Annotated in this window: 16 protein-coding genes; 3 read left to right on the top strand and 13 right to left on the bottom strand. The window is 65.0% G+C overall.

Going from position 1 to position 15,214, the window contains the following annotated elements; translation table 11 throughout:
* Positions 1–11 precede the first annotated feature (11 nt).
* From AWC06_RS12090 to AWC06_RS12035, 9 genes are all read right to left on the bottom strand, one after another.
* The gene (locus AWC06_RS12090) at positions 12–884 is read right to left on the bottom strand and encodes a cyclopropane mycolic acid synthase family methyltransferase (protein WP_085197617.1); all 873 of its coding nucleotides are present in this window, start codon (positions 882–884) and stop codon (positions 12–14) included.
* On the bottom strand, positions 881–1,441 hold the full coding sequence (locus AWC06_RS12085; RefSeq protein ID WP_085197615.1) for an FAS1-like dehydratase domain-containing protein: 561 nt from the start codon (positions 1,439–1,441) through the stop codon (positions 881–883). The genes AWC06_RS12090 and AWC06_RS12085 overlap by 4 nt, the downstream gene beginning before the upstream one ends.
* 46 nt (positions 1,442–1,487) lie before the next feature.
* Complete coding sequence (locus tag AWC06_RS12080) at positions 1,488–2,426, bottom strand: HAD family hydrolase (RefSeq protein WP_085197613.1); 939 nt, start codon at positions 2,424–2,426, stop codon at positions 1,488–1,490.
* Between the two features lie 127 nt (positions 2,427–2,553).
* Positions 2,554–2,976 carry a hypothetical protein gene (locus tag AWC06_RS12075; protein WP_085197611.1) on the bottom strand — a complete coding sequence of 141 codons (423 nt, stop codon included), beginning with the start codon at positions 2,974–2,976 and terminating at the stop codon, positions 2,554–2,556.
* Positions 2,973–5,336, bottom strand: a complete 2,364-nt coding sequence (locus tag AWC06_RS23415) for an ADP-ribosyltransferse (protein ID WP_211281954.1) — start codon at positions 5,334–5,336, stop codon at positions 2,973–2,975. Before AWC06_RS23415 ends, AWC06_RS12075 begins: the two co-directional genes overlap by 4 nt.
* 4 nt (positions 5,337–5,340) lie before the next feature.
* Positions 5,341–5,631, bottom strand: coding sequence for a WXG100 family type VII secretion target (locus tag AWC06_RS12050; protein WP_085197601.1), 291 nt, complete (start codon positions 5,629–5,631; stop codon positions 5,341–5,343).
* A complete protein-coding gene (locus AWC06_RS12045) occupies positions 5,624–5,935 on the bottom strand; it encodes a WXG100 family type VII secretion target (RefSeq protein WP_085197599.1) in 312 nt (103 codons plus the stop codon). The genes AWC06_RS12050 and AWC06_RS12045 overlap by 8 nt, the downstream gene beginning before the upstream one ends.
* A 97-nt stretch (positions 5,936–6,032) precedes the next feature.
* Positions 6,033–6,962 (bottom strand): hypothetical protein, encoded by a 930-nt coding sequence (locus AWC06_RS12040; protein ID WP_227371165.1) that lies wholly within the window; start codon positions 6,960–6,962, stop codon positions 6,033–6,035.
* A 14-nt stretch (positions 6,963–6,976) separates the two neighbouring features.
* Positions 6,977–8,083: a DUF5632 domain-containing protein gene (locus AWC06_RS12035; protein WP_139820028.1), complete on the bottom strand. Its 1,107-nt coding sequence runs from the start codon at positions 8,081–8,083 to the stop codon at positions 6,977–6,979.
* Positions 8,084–8,899: 816 nt separating this feature from the next.
* Between AWC06_RS12035 and AWC06_RS23015 the strand changes: the two genes are divergently transcribed.
* On the top strand, positions 8,900–9,118 hold the full coding sequence (locus AWC06_RS23015) for a hypothetical protein (RefSeq protein WP_139820027.1): 219 nt from the start codon (positions 8,900–8,902) through the stop codon (positions 9,116–9,118).
* Positions 9,119–9,183: 65 nt separating this feature from the next.
* Here the strand turns inward: AWC06_RS23015 and AWC06_RS12030 are convergent, their stop codons facing one another.
* The 4 genes from AWC06_RS12030 to AWC06_RS12015 all read right to left on the bottom strand — a co-directional run bounded on the left by AWC06_RS12030 (position 9,184) and on the right by AWC06_RS12015 (position 13,399).
* On the bottom strand, positions 9,184–9,468 hold the full coding sequence (locus AWC06_RS12030) for a hypothetical protein (protein ID WP_139820026.1): 285 nt from the start codon (positions 9,466–9,468) through the stop codon (positions 9,184–9,186).
* Positions 9,469–9,888: 420 nt separating this feature from the next.
* The gene (locus AWC06_RS12025) at positions 9,889–10,710 is read right to left on the bottom strand and encodes a hypothetical protein (protein WP_227371164.1); all 822 of its coding nucleotides are present in this window, start codon (positions 10,708–10,710) and stop codon (positions 9,889–9,891) included.
* Between the two features lie 8 nt (positions 10,711–10,718).
* Positions 10,719–13,100 (bottom strand): putative alpha/beta hydrolase, encoded by a 2,382-nt coding sequence (locus AWC06_RS12020; RefSeq protein WP_085197593.1) that lies wholly within the window; start codon positions 13,098–13,100, stop codon positions 10,719–10,721.
* Complete coding sequence (locus tag AWC06_RS12015) at positions 13,082–13,399, bottom strand: DUF2563 family protein (protein ID WP_372458191.1); 318 nt, start codon at positions 13,397–13,399, stop codon at positions 13,082–13,084. Before AWC06_RS12015 ends, AWC06_RS12020 begins: the two co-directional genes overlap by 19 nt.
* A gap of 94 nt (positions 13,400–13,493) precedes the next feature.
* On the opposite strand from AWC06_RS12015, the gene AWC06_RS12010 reads away from it, so the two are divergent.
* Both AWC06_RS12010 and AWC06_RS12005 read left to right on the top strand, forming a co-directional pair.
* A complete protein-coding gene (locus AWC06_RS12010) occupies positions 13,494–13,754 on the top strand; it encodes a glutaredoxin family protein (RefSeq protein WP_085197591.1) in 261 nt (86 codons plus the stop codon).
* Positions 13,755–13,850: 96 nt separating this feature from the next.
* Complete coding sequence (locus tag AWC06_RS12005; protein WP_085197589.1) at positions 13,851–15,206, top strand: glutamyl-tRNA reductase; 1,356 nt, start codon at positions 13,851–13,853, stop codon at positions 15,204–15,206.
* Positions 15,207–15,214: the final 8 nt, after the last annotated feature.

Raw genomic sequence — 15,214 nt, 5'->3', positions numbered from 1 at the left:
CGCGCGCTTGGTCAGGCGGCCGGCTTGGCCAAGGTGAACTGGCAGACGTCGGTGTTGCCGTTGCGGAACAGGTTGGCGCAGCCGGTCAGGTACTTCATGTAGCGGTCGTAGACCTCTTGCGACTGGATCGCGATGGCCTCGTCCTTGTGGGCCTGCAGATTCTCGGCCCAGGTGTCCAGCGTCCGGGCGTAATGCAGCCGCAGCGGGTGAACGCGGGCTACCTCGAAGCCGGCCTTGGTGGCGTGCTCCTCGACTTTCGCCACAGTCGGCAACCGGCCGCCGGGGAAGATCTCGTCCATGATGAATTTGATGAAGCGCACCAGCGTCATCGTGGTCTTGATCTGACGCTGCTCGACCTCTTCCTGACTGGGGATCACGATCGTGTGCAGCAACATCGTGCCGTCGGCCGGCAGCGCCGTATAGGCCATCTTGAAGAAGTCGTCGTAGCGGTCGAAGCCGAAGTGTTCGAACGCGCCGATCGAGACGATTCGGTCCACCGGCTCGTGGAACTGCTCCCAGCCCTGCAGCAGTACCCGCTTCGATCGCGGGCTGTCCATCTCGTCGAAGCTCTTCTGCACGTGTGCGGCCTGGTTCTTGCTCAACGTCAGCCCGATGACGTTCACGTCGTACTTCTCGATCGCGCGGCGCAACGTGGCGCCCCAGCCGCAGCCGACGTCGAGCAGCGTCATTCCGGGCTGCAGACCCAACTTGCCCAGCGAAAGGTCGATCTTGGCCAGCTGAGCCTCTTCGAGCGTCATGTCCTCGCGCTCGAAGTAGGCGCAGCTGTAGGTCTGGGTGGGGTCGAGGAAGAGCCGGTAGAAGTCGTCGGACAGGTCGTAATGCGATTGGACGTCGTCGAAGTGCGGCGTCAGATCGGTGCTCATTGGTTGGTCGCCCCCTGATTGATGACGTTCATGGCGGCAGGTGCTGCGCCGCCTCGGATGGATGCGATTGCGGCGATTGTCGCGGCCGTCGTTTCGGCGTCAGAGTGGACGGATTCGCCGAGCATGGTGACGATGCTGGTGACGACCGGCTTGCCGTCGGCGTCGGTGACCTCACTGCGGATCTCGGCGACGACGGTGCCGTGGGACTCGATGACCGAGTCCAGATACGTGTCGAAGTACAACCGGTCACCGGCCACGATCGGGCGGTGATATTTGAACTTCTGGTCCCGATGGAACACCCGCGCGATGTTGATCGGGATGTCGAACTTGGTGAACACCTCCAGCTGGACCCGCCGTCCAGCCACCGCAAGGAACGTCAGCGACGCCACCAGCGACGAGTAGCCCGCATCGGTGGCGCTGGCCTCGTCGAAGTGCACGGGGTGGTTGTCTTTGACCGCCCGCGCGAACTCGCGGATCTTCTCGCGCCCGACCTCGAAGTAATCCGGGTACCGGTAATGGGTGCCGAGGAGTCCTACGGCCTCTTGGGGGACTGTCATGCGGCTACTGCTCTCCACTCATAAAGGTGCTCAGCGGCGCAGCTTATCAGCGTGATTGCCGTCGAGACGCGACGGCGGCCAGTGCGCCGCCCGCGGCGCCGAGCGCCAGAGCCGACGGCACCCCGATCCGGGCGGCTTTACGGGCGGTCCGGAAGTCGCGGATCTCCCATCCCCGCTGGCGCGCCAGGGCGCGCAGTCGGGCGTCGGGGTTGATGGCGACCGCGGTGCCGACCAGCGAAAGCAGCGGGACGTCGTTGTAGCTGTCGGAGTAGGCGGTGCAGCGTTTGAGGTTGAGCCCCTCCCGGATGGCCAGCGAGCGTACGGCGTGGGCCTTGCCGGCGCCGTGCAGGATCTCGCCGACCAGCCTGCCGGTGAACACCCCGTCGACCGATTCGGCGACGGTGCCCAGCGCGCCGGTCAGTCCGAGCCGACGGGCGATGGTCGCGGCCAGCTCGTAGGGCGTGGCGGTGACCAGCCACACCTGCTGGCCGGCGTCGAGGTGCATCTGGGCCAGCTCTCGGGTGCCAGGCCAGATTTTGTCGGCGATGATCTCGTCGTAGATCTCCTCGCCGAGCCTCACCAGTTCTTCGGTGGGTCGGCCTTCGATGAACGCCAATGCCTTGCGCCGGCCCGCTGCGACGTCGTCGCTGTTCTCCCGGCCGGTGAGCTGAAACTTGGCCTGCGCGTAGATGAATCCGAGGACATCGCGGTACGTGAAGTATTTTCGGGCGGCCAGGCCGCGGCCGAAATGCACGGCCGACGAGCCCTGCACCAACGTGTTGTCGACGTCGAAGAATGCGGCTGCTGTGAGGTCGACCGGGGGCTGTTCGGGGCCGGGCGTTTCGTCGCCGCGCACATCGATGAGCGCCCGGTCGGCGCTGGCGTTGGCGGCCAGCGTCTGCAAGTCGACGTGGCCGGGTCCAGCGTTGCGGCCGGGTTCGGCGGTGCCGCCGGGTTCTACCGTGCCCGGTTCGCCGGGAGCCATCACGGTTCAACAGTATCCGGCTTGGGCGGGTTGGGGCGGGACCGAAGGCACTGCGGTGAGGAAGGGCACAGAAATGCTCTCCACGTCTCGCGGTCAGGCATGTCTATCGTGCCGATCATCGAGATGCTTATGCATTAGGAGGACCGTAATATTTAGTTGCAAGTGTCTCCTCCAGGGCGGTAAGCGCTTCACAGGAGTGAGCGACTGAAGCCTCAGAAAAGAGTTCCGCGATCCGGCTGATATTGTCACGAATCCAACCTATTTCGTCCGCCCGCGATACGACATTCGTCTCATCGTAATTGTCGAGGTAGTGCCGAATGATCGATATCCGGAACCAATTTTCCGGCGATGCGGCGAACTGGGTTGGAGCCACAGCGAACCCTATTTGTCCTCGGTTATTATGCAGAGACCAGCTGATGACGGGCCCAGTTAAGGTGAAACCAGCATCGATCGTCGCCGCACCCGAAGTCCGTGAGTCCGTAATGCGGTATTGGGGGTCGAGGTAAAGAAAGTCGCAATACCTGAGAAAAAATTCGAGTAGTGTCTTCATCGTGGGGCTCCTCCAGTTGGCGGGCTGAGAATAGTATTACCTACTCGGTGATAGCCATGAGCTTCAAGGTATCGAATTTCTGCGGCTGTGAAGCTATCCGGACTGATTTTTCCAAAGGGTACCGAGAGCCTGATTGTGTCGCGGTTCGCGATTGCGATGTCGAGCAGATGCTGATTGGCGGCGAGTCGTTCGATGGGCGTCGCCCCATTCCATGCGTCGCCGATATCGAAGTAGCTGGCTCCGCGCTGCCTGGCGACATCAATGTAGGACGGGGCGCCACCGTCGGGCTGAAATGGTCCGAGCACGGTTTCGCCGCTACCAGTGAGATGTTGTTCGGACAGTGCCCGTAACTCGGGGCTCATGTGATCTAGGGGATTGTCCAAATTGAACTCAGGGCGACCAGGTTCGGCGCCGCCCTGCGGCAAGTCGTCAACCGATGGCTGCGATTCATGCGGATCACCCGCGCCGTCGGGACCGCTCGGTGGGACGTCGCGCGGCGGTGCCTCGGGTGGATGAGCACCTGGCGCGCCGTCGTGTGGGTACGGTCCTAGCGGATGGCCGCCGGGGGAGGGCGCCGGTGGTCGTTCGACCGGTGGCGGTTCGGGTGGGCGCCCTTCAGGTGGGAAGTGCGGCGCCGACGGCGCGGGTGCTGCGGGTGCAGCCTGTGGCGTGTGCGCGGCGACGGGTGGCGGATTGCTGATGGATGCGCCGGGTGAGGTGGGTGCGGGCGTTGAGGGGGCGACTCCCGGCGAATGTTCGCCATTGAGCGGCGCGTGACCGGGTGCTGATGGCGCTGCTGCCGGTAATTTGGGCACTCCACCTGCCGGCTCGTGGCCAGGTCGTGGTGTTGATGGCTCGACTTGCAACCTCGGCGCAGCGCCAGGCGGGGGCTTTTCGGTTACTGGCGGCTTGGAATCGGTTGGGCCTCGTGGCACGGGACCGTGAGGCGGTGGTGTGGGCTTGGACTGCGGCGCGGGCGCTGGGCGTCCTCCGTTGGGGGGTTCGTGCCGAGGCGGTGCCGGCTCGCCACGAACGGGCGGATTCGGCTTAGGTGGTTCAGCGTGCAGCGGTGGTGGCTTGGGCGTACGGAGTCCCTTGAGCCCTTTGGCGGCGTCCGCCGCGGCGCGGCCGAGCTTGGGTAGTTTCGATACCGGGCCGCCCGGGAGCCCTAAGGTGATGAGGTCAACAACAGTTTCGCCCCCCGCTTTGAAGGGGTTTGAACTCCACTCGTCCCAGTGGGTGACTTCCTTACCGAGATCCTTCCAGGCCTCGCCGAAGCCGGGTGCGCCGTCGCCGCCCAACCCGACCAGCGGCGCCATCCCATCAATCTGCTCTATCACGGAGTGGTACCAGCCGCTCGGGTCGATGATGGCCCGCGGCAAACTGTAGGTCCAGAAGGTGCCTTCGAGGATCCCGACGGCTTCCTGACCAACGCCTTCGTAAAACCGCTTCGCGGCGTAGCCGCCCATCGTGGTGATGATCGTCGTCGCCTCGGAGAGTACGGTCGCGATCTGCTGGCGCAGCGCATCGACCTCAGCGGTGAAGTTGTTGACGATCGTGCGAATGTCATTGGCGATCTTTTTGATCTCGTCTTCGTCTTGATCGGTCAAAAGCTCCCAGACCTCTTTTAGACCGGTCAATGGGTCACAGATGCGGGCCAGGAGATCCAGGATTGCCGCGTGGACCTTGTCGATCTTTGCCGCATACGCGGTGAGCTGGGTCGCGATCTTCGCGCATTGTTCTTGGATGCCAAGGCAACTGAGATATGAGTTGGTGAATGCTGCGTCGATGGCGGGGCCTTCAGGGATGTGCTGGCCGCGAATGGTCCCCATCGGCCGCCCTGTCCCGAGTATCTCGCTTATCAAGAACTTGGTGCCGGCCGCGTTCCATGCTGCTGCCGCGGATCGTAACCGCGCGGAATCCCCTGTCGGCCAGATCATCCCGATATATTTGGCTACCCAGCCCCAGCCCGGCGGAGCGCTAGTGCCCGTCCCAACGGCCGACGGCGGCGAGCCCGCCGATACGGAGCCGGTCGATGGCGGGACGGGAAGCGGGTCGCTGTGACCTGAGACATTTGACATCGCCTCAGCCACCGAATAGTTGTGCGCCGATATTCGCACCCCGTCACCCAGACGGCACAACCCATTTCGCGTGGTCGCCATCGCCTCGAGCAGCTTGGACGCCGAACCGTTATAGCTGCGACCGAATGCCGAACCGGCAGGATCGTCACCGGCCATGCCGCTGCAGCCAGCAAGCGCCGTCGTCAGCGTGGAGACAACCGATCCCAGACCTTCGCCAGCCGAAACGACCGAGGCGCCAGCGCCATCCAACGCAACTGGATCAACCGCAAGCGGCGCCATTAGCTCAGGACCACATGGTCGTATTCGTCGCCATCACGCCGGTGTAGTTGCGGTCCGCTGCTGTGCCCGCAGTCTTCAGCTGCGCCAAAGCCTCTCGCATCATGGCTTCGCCACGGGACCAGTGCTGATGTGCCTCAGCGTGGGCGGTCGCCGCCTGACCCCCCCACGTCGCGTGCAAATGGCCTACCAGCGAGTCGATTTCGCCGACCATGTTCTCGGTATGCCGTACGAATTCACCCATCCGCTGCACCGCGTCGGCCAATGCGTCCGGGTCCACACTGAACGCGTCAGCCATCGTCAAGACCGCTCAACGTTTGCGCCGATGCCGAATCGTTGGTATGAAACTCCATGCCGGCAATACCGACGGCTTTCGCCAATAACGACAGACCCAGTTGCACTTCACCCGCCCCGCGGTGCCACAGGTCCCACGCCGAGCCATACGCCCCGCCAGCGCCGCCGCGCCAGCTACCCAACATTTCGCGAACTTGGCCATCGAGCTCGATGAGCCTGCTGTGCCAGTCCTTTGCGGCGCCCGTCAACGCCTGCGAAAAGCCCTGCATCAGCTCAGGGTCGACGCGCAGTACTTCGCGATCAGCCATAGCGGCAAACCTAACCACCAGCCGCGGCGAGCACAATTCACCTCAGAGGCGCGGAAACCGCCTCAGCCACCACGTCTTCCGACGCTGGCGACTATTGTCAGCGGCCGGAGTCGGTCCCGTCGTCGTCCTCGGGTTTGTGATCGGGCGCCAAGATGCGCCGGCTTGCAACCGGCTTGCCGGCAACGCGTTTGACCACCTCTGGCGCGTTCTGCGGTGTGACGATACGGCCCTGCACGGGAGCGCCATTTTTCACCGAAGGAGCCACGACGCGCTTGGTATCGGCCTTCGCGTCACTGCCGGTCGGTCCAGCACCGCCCATCCCGGCCGGCGGCATCATCGGGTAGCCACCCATCGGGCCGCGCGATCCCGCCGATGGCTCGGGCGTGCTCGGCGGCGGCGCTGGTGTGCTCGGGGACGATGCGGGGTAGGTGCCGGCCGACGGTGTCGGCGGTGGCCCCAGGTACCCCGCCGGGGTCGTGCCCTCGGCAAGACCTGCAGCAGCACCGCCCGCGGCGCCGGCGCCGCCCAATGCTGCACCGCCAGCGCCGAGCGTGTCGCCAATGGCTTCGGCGGGTAACTCCCCGGCGAGCTCAGCACCTTGGCCGCCCTTGCCCAGCCCGCTGACGAGTTGCGTGCCGGCCTGCATGCCCTGTTGCATGCCTTGGTTGAGTGCTTGGAAGAAGCCGCCGAAAATGCCGCCGAAGCTCTGGCCTACGCCGGAGAGCGATTGGGGTAGCTGCTGGGCGCTGCCCATGAGCTGCTGGAACATCTGGGCTGATTGCTGGTCGCTGGCCGGGAATTTCGCCATCGCGTCGCCGGTTTGCATGCCGCGCTGCGCGTAACCCGCTTGGGCGGCGGCCATGTCGGCGGGGTCACCAGAGTTGCCCGCCATGCCCAAAGCCGCGAGCAGCTGGCTCATGATTGATCCCCCCGAAGCAATCTGGTCGGGCGTAAGCGGCGGCGGTGGCGGCAGCCCGAGCACCTGCGCGAGCTGGTTGAGGACGATCTGCAACTGTTGCGGGTCCATCGCGATCTTTCTTCCTATGGCCCGTGATTCAACGCCTGGAACCAGGCGAAGTGATAGTTGGCCCCGAGCTTGTCGGCGGCGGCCAGAGCATCGATCGAGGCCAACAGCTGCCAGTTGGCCACCGCAGCAGCATCGACATCATCGGGGTAGGTGTTGAGCACCCGCTCGCGAATTGAGGCGAGTTGCTCACGGAGAAGCTCGATTTCGGACTCGAGAACCCCAGTGCCGCTGGATGCGGCTTTGGCGAGCGTATGCGCGAGGCGGGGGAGCCCGTCGCGCCACTTCGTGGCTTGGCCGAGCTCCCAGCCCAATTCGTCGACGACGGGCCCTTGGCGGGGGCGCGGGGAGGTGGGGATTGGCTCCGTGTCATCGTCCGCGGGAGGCAGGTAGTGGACGGGCGTGTAGCCGGCGGTGACGGTCACTTCGCCGAGCAGCGTTTCGATGTCGCCGCGCCGTCGGGCCGGGTCCAGTAGTTGCACCGCAGCCGGGATTTCGATGTCGGGCGGGATCCAGCCGCTGGCCAGGTCGGTGACCAGCACCGTGGTGCCATCGGGCCGATCCCCGGCAGCCCATCGCAGCCGTGGTTCCTGACGGGCAACGAAGTCGACGAGCCGCTGCAGCCGGGCCTGTGCGGTGCTCTGCGCGGAGGCGGCGCCCGCAGCTGCTCCACCGGCGGTCGCGACGACGGCCTGCTCACCGATGCCTGCCGGTGTGGGTGCTGCGGTCGGCGCGGCTGGCGGCTGACGGATGACAGGCTGCGCGAGGCCGCTGGATCCGGCAGACGGGTTGACCGGTGCCGAGGCGGGCGCGGCCGCGGGCGGGCCGGCCGGTGCGGTCGGCGGCGACACCGCTGTCGGCGTTGGCGGTCGGATGTCGGCGCCGTAGGTCGGCAACGGTCCGGCCGGCGCGGGTGGCGGCGCTGCGGCCGGTGTCGCTGGTGCTGCCGGGCTTGCCAGGTACGCGGGGCCGGGTTCCGCCGTCGCGTGGGCGGTGCCCATCATTGGGTCGGTGGTTGCCGGGGGAACATCGAACACGGGCGCATTGACAGCCGACGGGACGGTCGACGGCGGGACGTCCGAAATTGCCGGCGCGGCGGGGGCTTGCGGTTCGACCGGGCTCATGGCTGGCGGCGGTACTGCGTTCAGTCCGGACGATATGGGAGCGCCGGACTGCAGTCCATGCTCGAAACTCTGCACCAGGTTGTTCGACGGCACCCCCTGCGGCAGACCAGGCGCAGACAACGTGGGCGCGCTGGTAGTTGGCATCGCCGTCGTCGGCACCGACGGGGCGCCCGCAGCCGGCACACCACTCGGCGCTACGGGGCCCGGGAGAGCGGGTCCGCCAGCTACGGCTGCGGGAGGTCGAGGGATGCCTGAGTTGAGGCCGCCGACCGGCTGTACCTGGGCCCCTTGCGGTACGGGGGCTGGCGGTCCTGCTGCAGGGGGTGTGCCGGCCTGGCCACCCATTCCGACCGGTTGTACCTGAGTGCCTTGCGGTACCGCGGGTGGCGCTGCCGCTGGAGGGGGTGTGTCGGCCTGGTTGAGGTTCCCGACGCCGTGCGGTGTGCTATCAGGCGGTGGCGCTTGTGGTGGGACGGGCCCGTTAAGAATGCCTTTCACCTGTTCCGTGACTGTTTCCTTATTCGGCGACCCGAACAGATGGTCGGGGACGCCGTGTTCTTGGGCAAACTGTCGGGCTGACTTGGGTATCCCTCGACGGTCGAGGATTGTCTGCATCGCTTCAAAGATGTTTTGAGCGTGAGGCGCCGCTGCAGTATTGGCCTCTTGTTGGCCCTTCATTACAACTTCAACGATTTGCTCGAGTTTCATCGGAGCCGGAGCTTTGGAGGTCTGGATCTCGTTGATCCTGGAGCTCACGTCCTCGGCAATCGGCGCTAGTTGAGAATTGAGCTCGGTTGCTGAATGGTAGGCAGAATCGTGAGCGCTGCTGATGCTGCTGTTCATCGCCGCGACGTCACCAGCCTGATTGGCGCCCCACTTGAAGGTCTCGCGGATGGTATCGGCCGTCACTCCCTTTTGAACATCGGGACTGATTGGCCCGGAGAGAGTTTGCCACAACTGGTCGGAAAAGTGTTGCCACGCAACGGCAGTAGTTCGCCGTTTGGTCGCTGCAGCACCAATAAGGTTGAGATCTGATTGTGGCGTCCACACCGGACCCACGGTCAATTGGCCCCAAACGCCGCCGGGCGGCACATCACTGGTCATTGGCACAGGTCCTGGACGCGCGCGAAAGTAGAGTTGGCTTCACTTCGAAGGGCTGCCTGGGCGGGATCGTCGTCGGTGGCGCCCGCTATGTAGTGGGCCCCGAGGTCGAGCAGAACGTCGGACAAGTGCTGGATTGCTGTGGCAAGTTTTGGCGGCGCGGCTTGGTCTAAACGAGCCTTCAAATACCACCCGCTTGAGATCGTCGCTAACCGTGCGTTCGCACCCTGGGCTTTTGCCATGGCAGGATCGCTGCTAATTTCGCCATTCGTCTGCAGCGTCACACCTTTATCCACGAGTCTGAATGCGTCGCACGCGCGGGCTTTTGCGTCGGCGATCTGCTGTTCGGTGTACGTCGGAGCCGCAGAGCGCGGCGACGGAGGCGGTGGTGCAGGTCGAAACCACCCCACGATGGCCAGCGCTGTAGCAATGAGGGCAACTGCAAGGGCGACGAACGTCAGCCAGCGGGAGGGTCTCGGCGGTGCGGGCGGCCAAGGAGGCGGTCCGGCCGGTGCCGCAGGAAACCCGGCTGGTGGCGCGGCGGGAAACCCGCTCGCACCTTGCGCGGGAGGGCCGCTCGAGGGCGTTTCCGACATGGGGCCGATGTTATCGCTGATCGGAGATTCCGCTATTCAGGGATTTGCCGCTGGTCATGCTCACTGCTGCCAGACGACGGGAAGCCATATCGTCAGTCACTCGCCCAATTAGTGGTTCGTTTTCGCCGCTGGCCAGCCGGGGGAGGCGGGCAGGGTGGGGAAGTACTCGCGCGGGTATTCACCTTCGCGCAATAAATCTCGGTGTGGCGGCGCCTTGGCATTGCACGCATCGTTGTCTCGGGCAGAGTTCGGCCATTCATTCTGCGTTGCGTAAAACTCGGCGAAGTACCCGCCTTGATGACTGGTGATCTTCCAACCGTTGAAAACGTCGACTGAAGGTGCGCGAGCCGGGCCCTGCTGCGGCGGTTGTTGCGGGCCGGCGTGATCCGGAGCGGTCATGACGAGCCGCATGGGGTAGATCCCTGCCATCGGGGCGGGCGCACTGACGTGGTTGCGGTACTTGCCATACGAGGTTGCCTCGGCGGTGCCGAACAGGTACTCGCAAACCACCACCGTGACATCATGATTCGACTTGTTCACCGACAGGATGTGCGCTTGTTCGGTGCCCACCCACGGGTCTCGGGGCGGGTGGTCGGTGTCTGGCCACCGGAACCGTTTGCCCGTCGGGTGCTCACGGCCTTGGTTGGGATCCACGGCCTGCTTGAATCCGGGGTAGAGGTATCTGTCGCCGCCCATGATCGTCGCGAGTAGATACGACTCGGTGTACGCACGCACCGCCACCGCGGGCCAGGCCGTTACGTCAATGCCGGGTTCAGCAGTCCAGACCGTGGTGAAGTCGTTGAGCACCGGTGGCCAGCCAGCCGGCGGCGGCGCGGGCGTCGGCGACTCCTGGTGGCTCCCTGACGAACATCCAGTGATCGAGGACGCCACGACAACCGACGACGCTGTGAGGGCGCACAGTGTGCGCACGAGGCCCTTCACTTCGGTGGAGGCGGCTGCAACGGGATGCCGACGATCTCGTCGTAGCGCCCGGCCATATACGAATCGGGTGCTCCGCCACTGGGCGCCCTGGGGCCGAGTGCACCCGTCAAGGCGTTGCCGACAACTTGGTTGTAGTCGCCAGGCTCAAGCCCAGGGATAAGCCGTTTAACCTCTTCCCATGTCGCGAGTCGACCATTGGGGTGCGTGGCGTCATGCGCGATGTACTGCGGTGGCAGTCCGGTGGGGTGCTGAGTGGCGAGCATCGCGTCGATGATCTCTCGGTCGGCAGTGTTGACGGACATCTGATGTATAGAACTGGCAGCCGGCGCGGTCGGTTCCGGGCCGAGCCAATCGTTTTCCAGGCTGTGTCCGAGCATGCCGATCCCCGGGCCGACTGCCTTGCCCGCACCGGGAACGAATCCGGCGCCCGTGCTCAATGCCTGCACAGTGTTCTCGTAAGCCAACTTGTTCGATTGATATGCCGAAAGTTGTTGGTGGTAGCCGTTATTCTCATTCGCTTGCCATGCGTTGTGCGTGCCGACGTCCACAAGTCCCCGAAGTGTAGCGGCGTCGTAGAGCTGCCCGCTGTAGTTCGGATGGCTGGGATCGTTGGCGAAGGCGTATTCGTGTTGAAGCGCTGCGGCATAGGCCTTTTCGCTGAAGTATTGGGACGCGTTCTGGTCGCTGGATAGGACCGAGAAGATGTTCTTGGCCGTGGGCAGCACGCCATCCTCGGGCCGGCGGGGCGGATCGGCGGAATCGAGTGGATCGCCGAACTCCGGCAGTCCGCCCGTCATCGCGATGTTCTCGACGTAGGGCGAGAGCCCGTGCGCCATCGCTTGAACCAGTTTCGGATTCCATTCGCCGAGTGTGTGATTCCCGGGCAATTTGAGTAGGTCGTTGGTATGACCAAGGTAGTCCGCATAGGCGTGAGCGGTTTGCCCCGCGATCTGCGCTTCCGGCCCCGTCGCCGCGCTTTCGGTCCAGCTGAACAACGACCCAACGCCTGCACCGTTATCCGCCCAGGCGTGGTGCGTGATGTTTTTCAGGAACTTCTCGTGATCGGGGCCGGTCAGTGTGTCGTGCACTACCTGGTGGTCCGGGGACACCGCAGATAAGAGGTTCGAGACAGCCGGGTCCAGGGCGGGATCGCGCTCGACCTTGCGCCCACTGCTGGCGGGGTCCTGTTGCCAAATCGGCGTGTTCATCATTGCGGACGCTTTTTGGATCATCGCTCGATCCAACTCGGTATTCGTCTGGAAACCGTGATCGCCGTCCTTGACGATGTTGGCGATGTCATTCACTTGGCGCATGTATTCGACCCCGGATGACTTCAAAGAGTGCTGAACGCTCTCGGGCAGCTGCGCCAGGCCGCCCTTCAGGTTGTCCGATCCCTGTTGCGCGCCAACGGTTAACGGGGTTTTGGGGAATGTGAGGTTGGGGTTACTCATCAACTGCCACGAATTACCGATCAGGCCCCTCTCATCCCCGAGGCGTTGTTCGGCGTTCTTGAGCGCATCAATGGACATACCGTGCTCTTGCGCCTGCAACTGACTCAGCACCGAGGCCTGCTCGGGGGTCAACGGCGCCTTGCCGGCCAGCTGGTCGGGAGTGATTGAGCTGAGGACAGAGTTGACTCGGGCGGCCGCGCCCTGGTTACCGGCGAGCGCCTCCCGAACGTCTGTCTCCGCTTGGCCGGGCGTCTCGGTCAGGTGGCTGTCGAGACCCCAGAGCCGAGTCGGGTCGTACCCCTCGCCGCGAAGCTTGCTTTCTGCGTTCTGCAAGACGTGCGAATAGTCGTCGCGGAGATGCTCGAGCTGCTGCAGTGCCGCCTTGGTGTCGTCAACGGCGTCTCTTTCCCACGCGTCGATGTCGTCTTGAAGGTCGGATATGTCGGCTTTGAGGTCATTGATCTCCTCCTGATCGTCGGACTCGGCGATCATCTGTTCGTCTTCATTGATGGCCGCTTCTGCCCAGCCGATCTCGTCGTCAAGGACTTTCAGCTTTGATTCCAAGTCCGCGATATAGCTGTTGCCGGTCGCTTGTGCCTGCGCAAGCGCCGCCGCGATGTTCTCCAAATCGGCACCGATGTTGGGCAGCTGGGTGGCCTGCAGGCCCAGTGCCGCAATGGTCTGCTGCACGTCGGGCGCCTCGTTGATGGGGTGTTGCCCATTGTCGCGGGTCCAGGTTTGCAGGCGCCGTCGCGCCTCCGCGAACGCGTTGTCGGCTTCTTGCGTGGATTGACCGGCGTCGTGAAAAGCCTGCGCCAGATCGCCGATCCGACCGGGCTGTCCGGCCTGCAGTGTGGCGTTGATCTTCCAGGGATCCCCGTGGGCGAATACGATCAGCAGGAATTTGCTTATGTGGTTGAATTCCACTGCACCGCTTTCAATTCCGCGGCGTTGTGGTTCTCCATCTCAGTGAACGCCGTCGCTGCGGTGTGGGCTTTGTGGCCGACGCTGTTGAGCGTCTCGCCGTGGGCCCGCAACATGGTGACGTGCTGGGTATGCGCTTGCGCGATCGCTTCATGGAACATCTCGGCGGCGTCGAAGTCGCCGAACATCCCTGCCGCCGGCGAGGTGCGTGTCAGGTGGTTTGCTCCGTCGTCGGCGTGCGAACCAGCGCGACGAGATTCGTCGGCCCCTGAGTGCAGCAAACCGGTGTCGACGTGCATCATTACCCCTTCCTGAGCTGTCAATAACGCTACTATCGCGCGCTCGGTGGTCAATTCACTTTTTGTCGGCGGACGCGTCCACCAGCACACTAAGGGCATGACCCGCCCCCAGGTGCAACTGCTCACCCGCGCCGGCTGCACGATCTGCGCGCGGGTGCACGCCCAACTGGCAGAGCTGGCCGCCGAACTCGACTTCGACCTGGAGGACATTGACGTCGACGCCGCCGCGGCGGCAGGCAACAGCGCCCTGCGCGCCGAGTTCGGTGACCGGCTGCCCGTCGTCCTGCTCGACGGCCGCGAGCACAGCTACTGGGAGGTCGACGAGGCGCGGCTGCGCCAGGACCTGGCCGATCGGTAACGGCTAGGCAAATTTGGTAGCCCACCTGGTAAACGTCTACCGTGGAAGCAGTTCGTTCACTGGTGAAAGCAAGGGAGCAGGCCAGGTGATTCAGCCGTGAGCGTCCTGCTCTTCGGTGTTTCGCACCGCAGCGCACCGGTCTCGGTTCTGGAGCAACTCAGCACCGACGAATCCGACCAGATCAAGATCGTCGACAAGGTGCTGCAGTCTCCACTGGTGACCGAGGCGATGGTGCTGTCCACCTGCAACCGCGTCGAGGTCTACGCGGTGGTCGACGCCTTCCACGGCGGCCTGGCGGTCATCGGCCAGGTGCTTTCCGAGCATTCCGGGATGTCGCTAAGCGACCTCACCAAATACGCCTACGTCCGCTACAGCGAGGCCGCCGTCGAGCATCTGTTCGCGGTGGCCAGCGGCCTGGACTCCGCGGTCATCGGCGAGCAGCAGGTGCTCGGCCAGGTGCGTCGCGCCTACGCCGCCGCCGAGGCCAACCGCACCGTCGGGCGGGTCCTGCACGAGCTGGCCCAGCGCGCGCTGGCGGTCGGCAAACGGGTGCATAACGAGACCGCGATCGACGCCGCCGGCGCGTCGGTGGTCTCGGTGGCCCTCGGGATGGCCCATAGCAAACTCGACGGCCTCAAGGGCAAGACCGCGGTCGTGGTCGGCGCCGGCGCGATGGGCGCCCTGTCGGCGGCCCACCTGAGCAGGGCCGGCGTCCGCGAGATCCACGTGGTGAACCGCTCGGTGCCCCGCGCGCAGCGGCTGGCCCGCAAGATCCGCGAAGCGAGCGAAGCAACCGAGGCCCACGCCCACGCCCTGGACCGGCTGCCGACCGCGCTGGCCGACGCCGACGTGGTGGTGAGCTGCACCGGAGCGGTGCGCCCGGTGGTGTCGCTGGCCGACGTGCACCACGCGCTGGCCGCCGCGCGCCGCGACGAAACGGCCCAGCCGCTGGTGATCTGCGATTTGGGCATGCCCCGCGACGTCGACCCGGCGGTCGCCGGGCTGCCGGGCGTCTGGGTCGTCGACATGGACCGCATCCAACATGACCCCTCGGCGCGTGCCGCGGCCACCGACGTGGACGCCGCCCGCCACATCGTGGCCGCCGAGGTCGCCACCTACCTGGCTGGGCAGCGGATGGCCGAGGTCACTCCGACCGTGACCGCGCTTCGCCAGCGGGCCGCCGACGTCGTCGAGGCGGAGTTGCTGCGCCTGGACAACCGGTTGCCCGGGCTGGACGCCACCCACCGCGACGAGGTGGCCCGCACGGTACGGCGGGTGGTGGACAAGCTGCTGCACGCGCCCACCGTGCGAATCAAACAGTTGGCCAGCGCGCCCGGCGGTGACAGCTACGCCGAGGCGTTGCGCGAACTGTTCGAACTCGACCAGACCGCCGTCGACGCCGTCGCCACTGCAGGCGAATTGCCCACGGTACCAACCGATTCCGCCGAGTAGCTGTTTGG

Origin of the sequence: Mycobacterium fragae, assembly GCF_002102185.1 — a bacterium.
GTDB lineage: Bacteria > Actinomycetota > Actinomycetes > Mycobacteriales > Mycobacteriaceae > Mycobacterium > Mycobacterium fragae.
Note: the sequence above shows the minus strand (reverse complement) of the source record. Positions and strands in the feature narration are given on the sequence as shown.

Coding starts and splice junctions, on each gene's coding strand:
- AWC06_RS12090 (WP_085197617.1), bottom strand. CDS start 884: ATGAGCACCGATCTGACGCCGCACTTCGACGACGTCCAATCGCATTAC.
- AWC06_RS12085 (WP_085197615.1), bottom strand. CDS start 1,441: ATGACAGTCCCCCAAGAGGCCGTAGGACTCCTCGGCACCCATTACCGG.
- AWC06_RS12080 (WP_085197613.1), bottom strand. CDS start 2,426: ATGGCTCCCGGCGAACCGGGCACGGTAGAACCCGGCGGCACCGCCGAA.
- AWC06_RS12075 (WP_085197611.1), bottom strand. CDS start 2,976: ATGAAGACACTACTCGAATTTTTTCTCAGGTATTGCGACTTTCTTTAC.
- AWC06_RS23415 (WP_211281954.1), bottom strand. CDS start 5,336: ATGGCGCCGCTTGCGGTTGATCCAGTTGCGTTGGATGGCGCTGGCGCC.
- AWC06_RS12050 (WP_085197601.1), bottom strand. CDS start 5,631: ATGGCTGACGCGTTCAGTGTGGACCCGGACGCATTGGCCGACGCGGTG.
- AWC06_RS12045 (WP_085197599.1), bottom strand. CDS start 5,935: ATGGCTGATCGCGAAGTACTGCGCGTCGACCCTGAGCTGATGCAGGGC.
- AWC06_RS12040 (WP_227371165.1), bottom strand. CDS start 6,962: ATGGACCCGCAACAGTTGCAGATCGTCCTCAACCAGCTCGCGCAGGTG.
- AWC06_RS12035 (WP_139820028.1), bottom strand. CDS start 8,083: ATGAGCCCGGTCGAACCGCAAGCCCCCGCCGCGCCGGCAATTTCGGAC.
- AWC06_RS12015 (WP_372458191.1), bottom strand. CDS start 13,399: ATGATGCACGTCGACACCGGTTTGCTGCACTCAGGGGCCGACGAATCT.
- AWC06_RS12010 (WP_085197591.1), top strand. CDS start 13,494: ATGACCCGCCCCCAGGTGCAACTGCTCACCCGCGCCGGCTGCACGATC.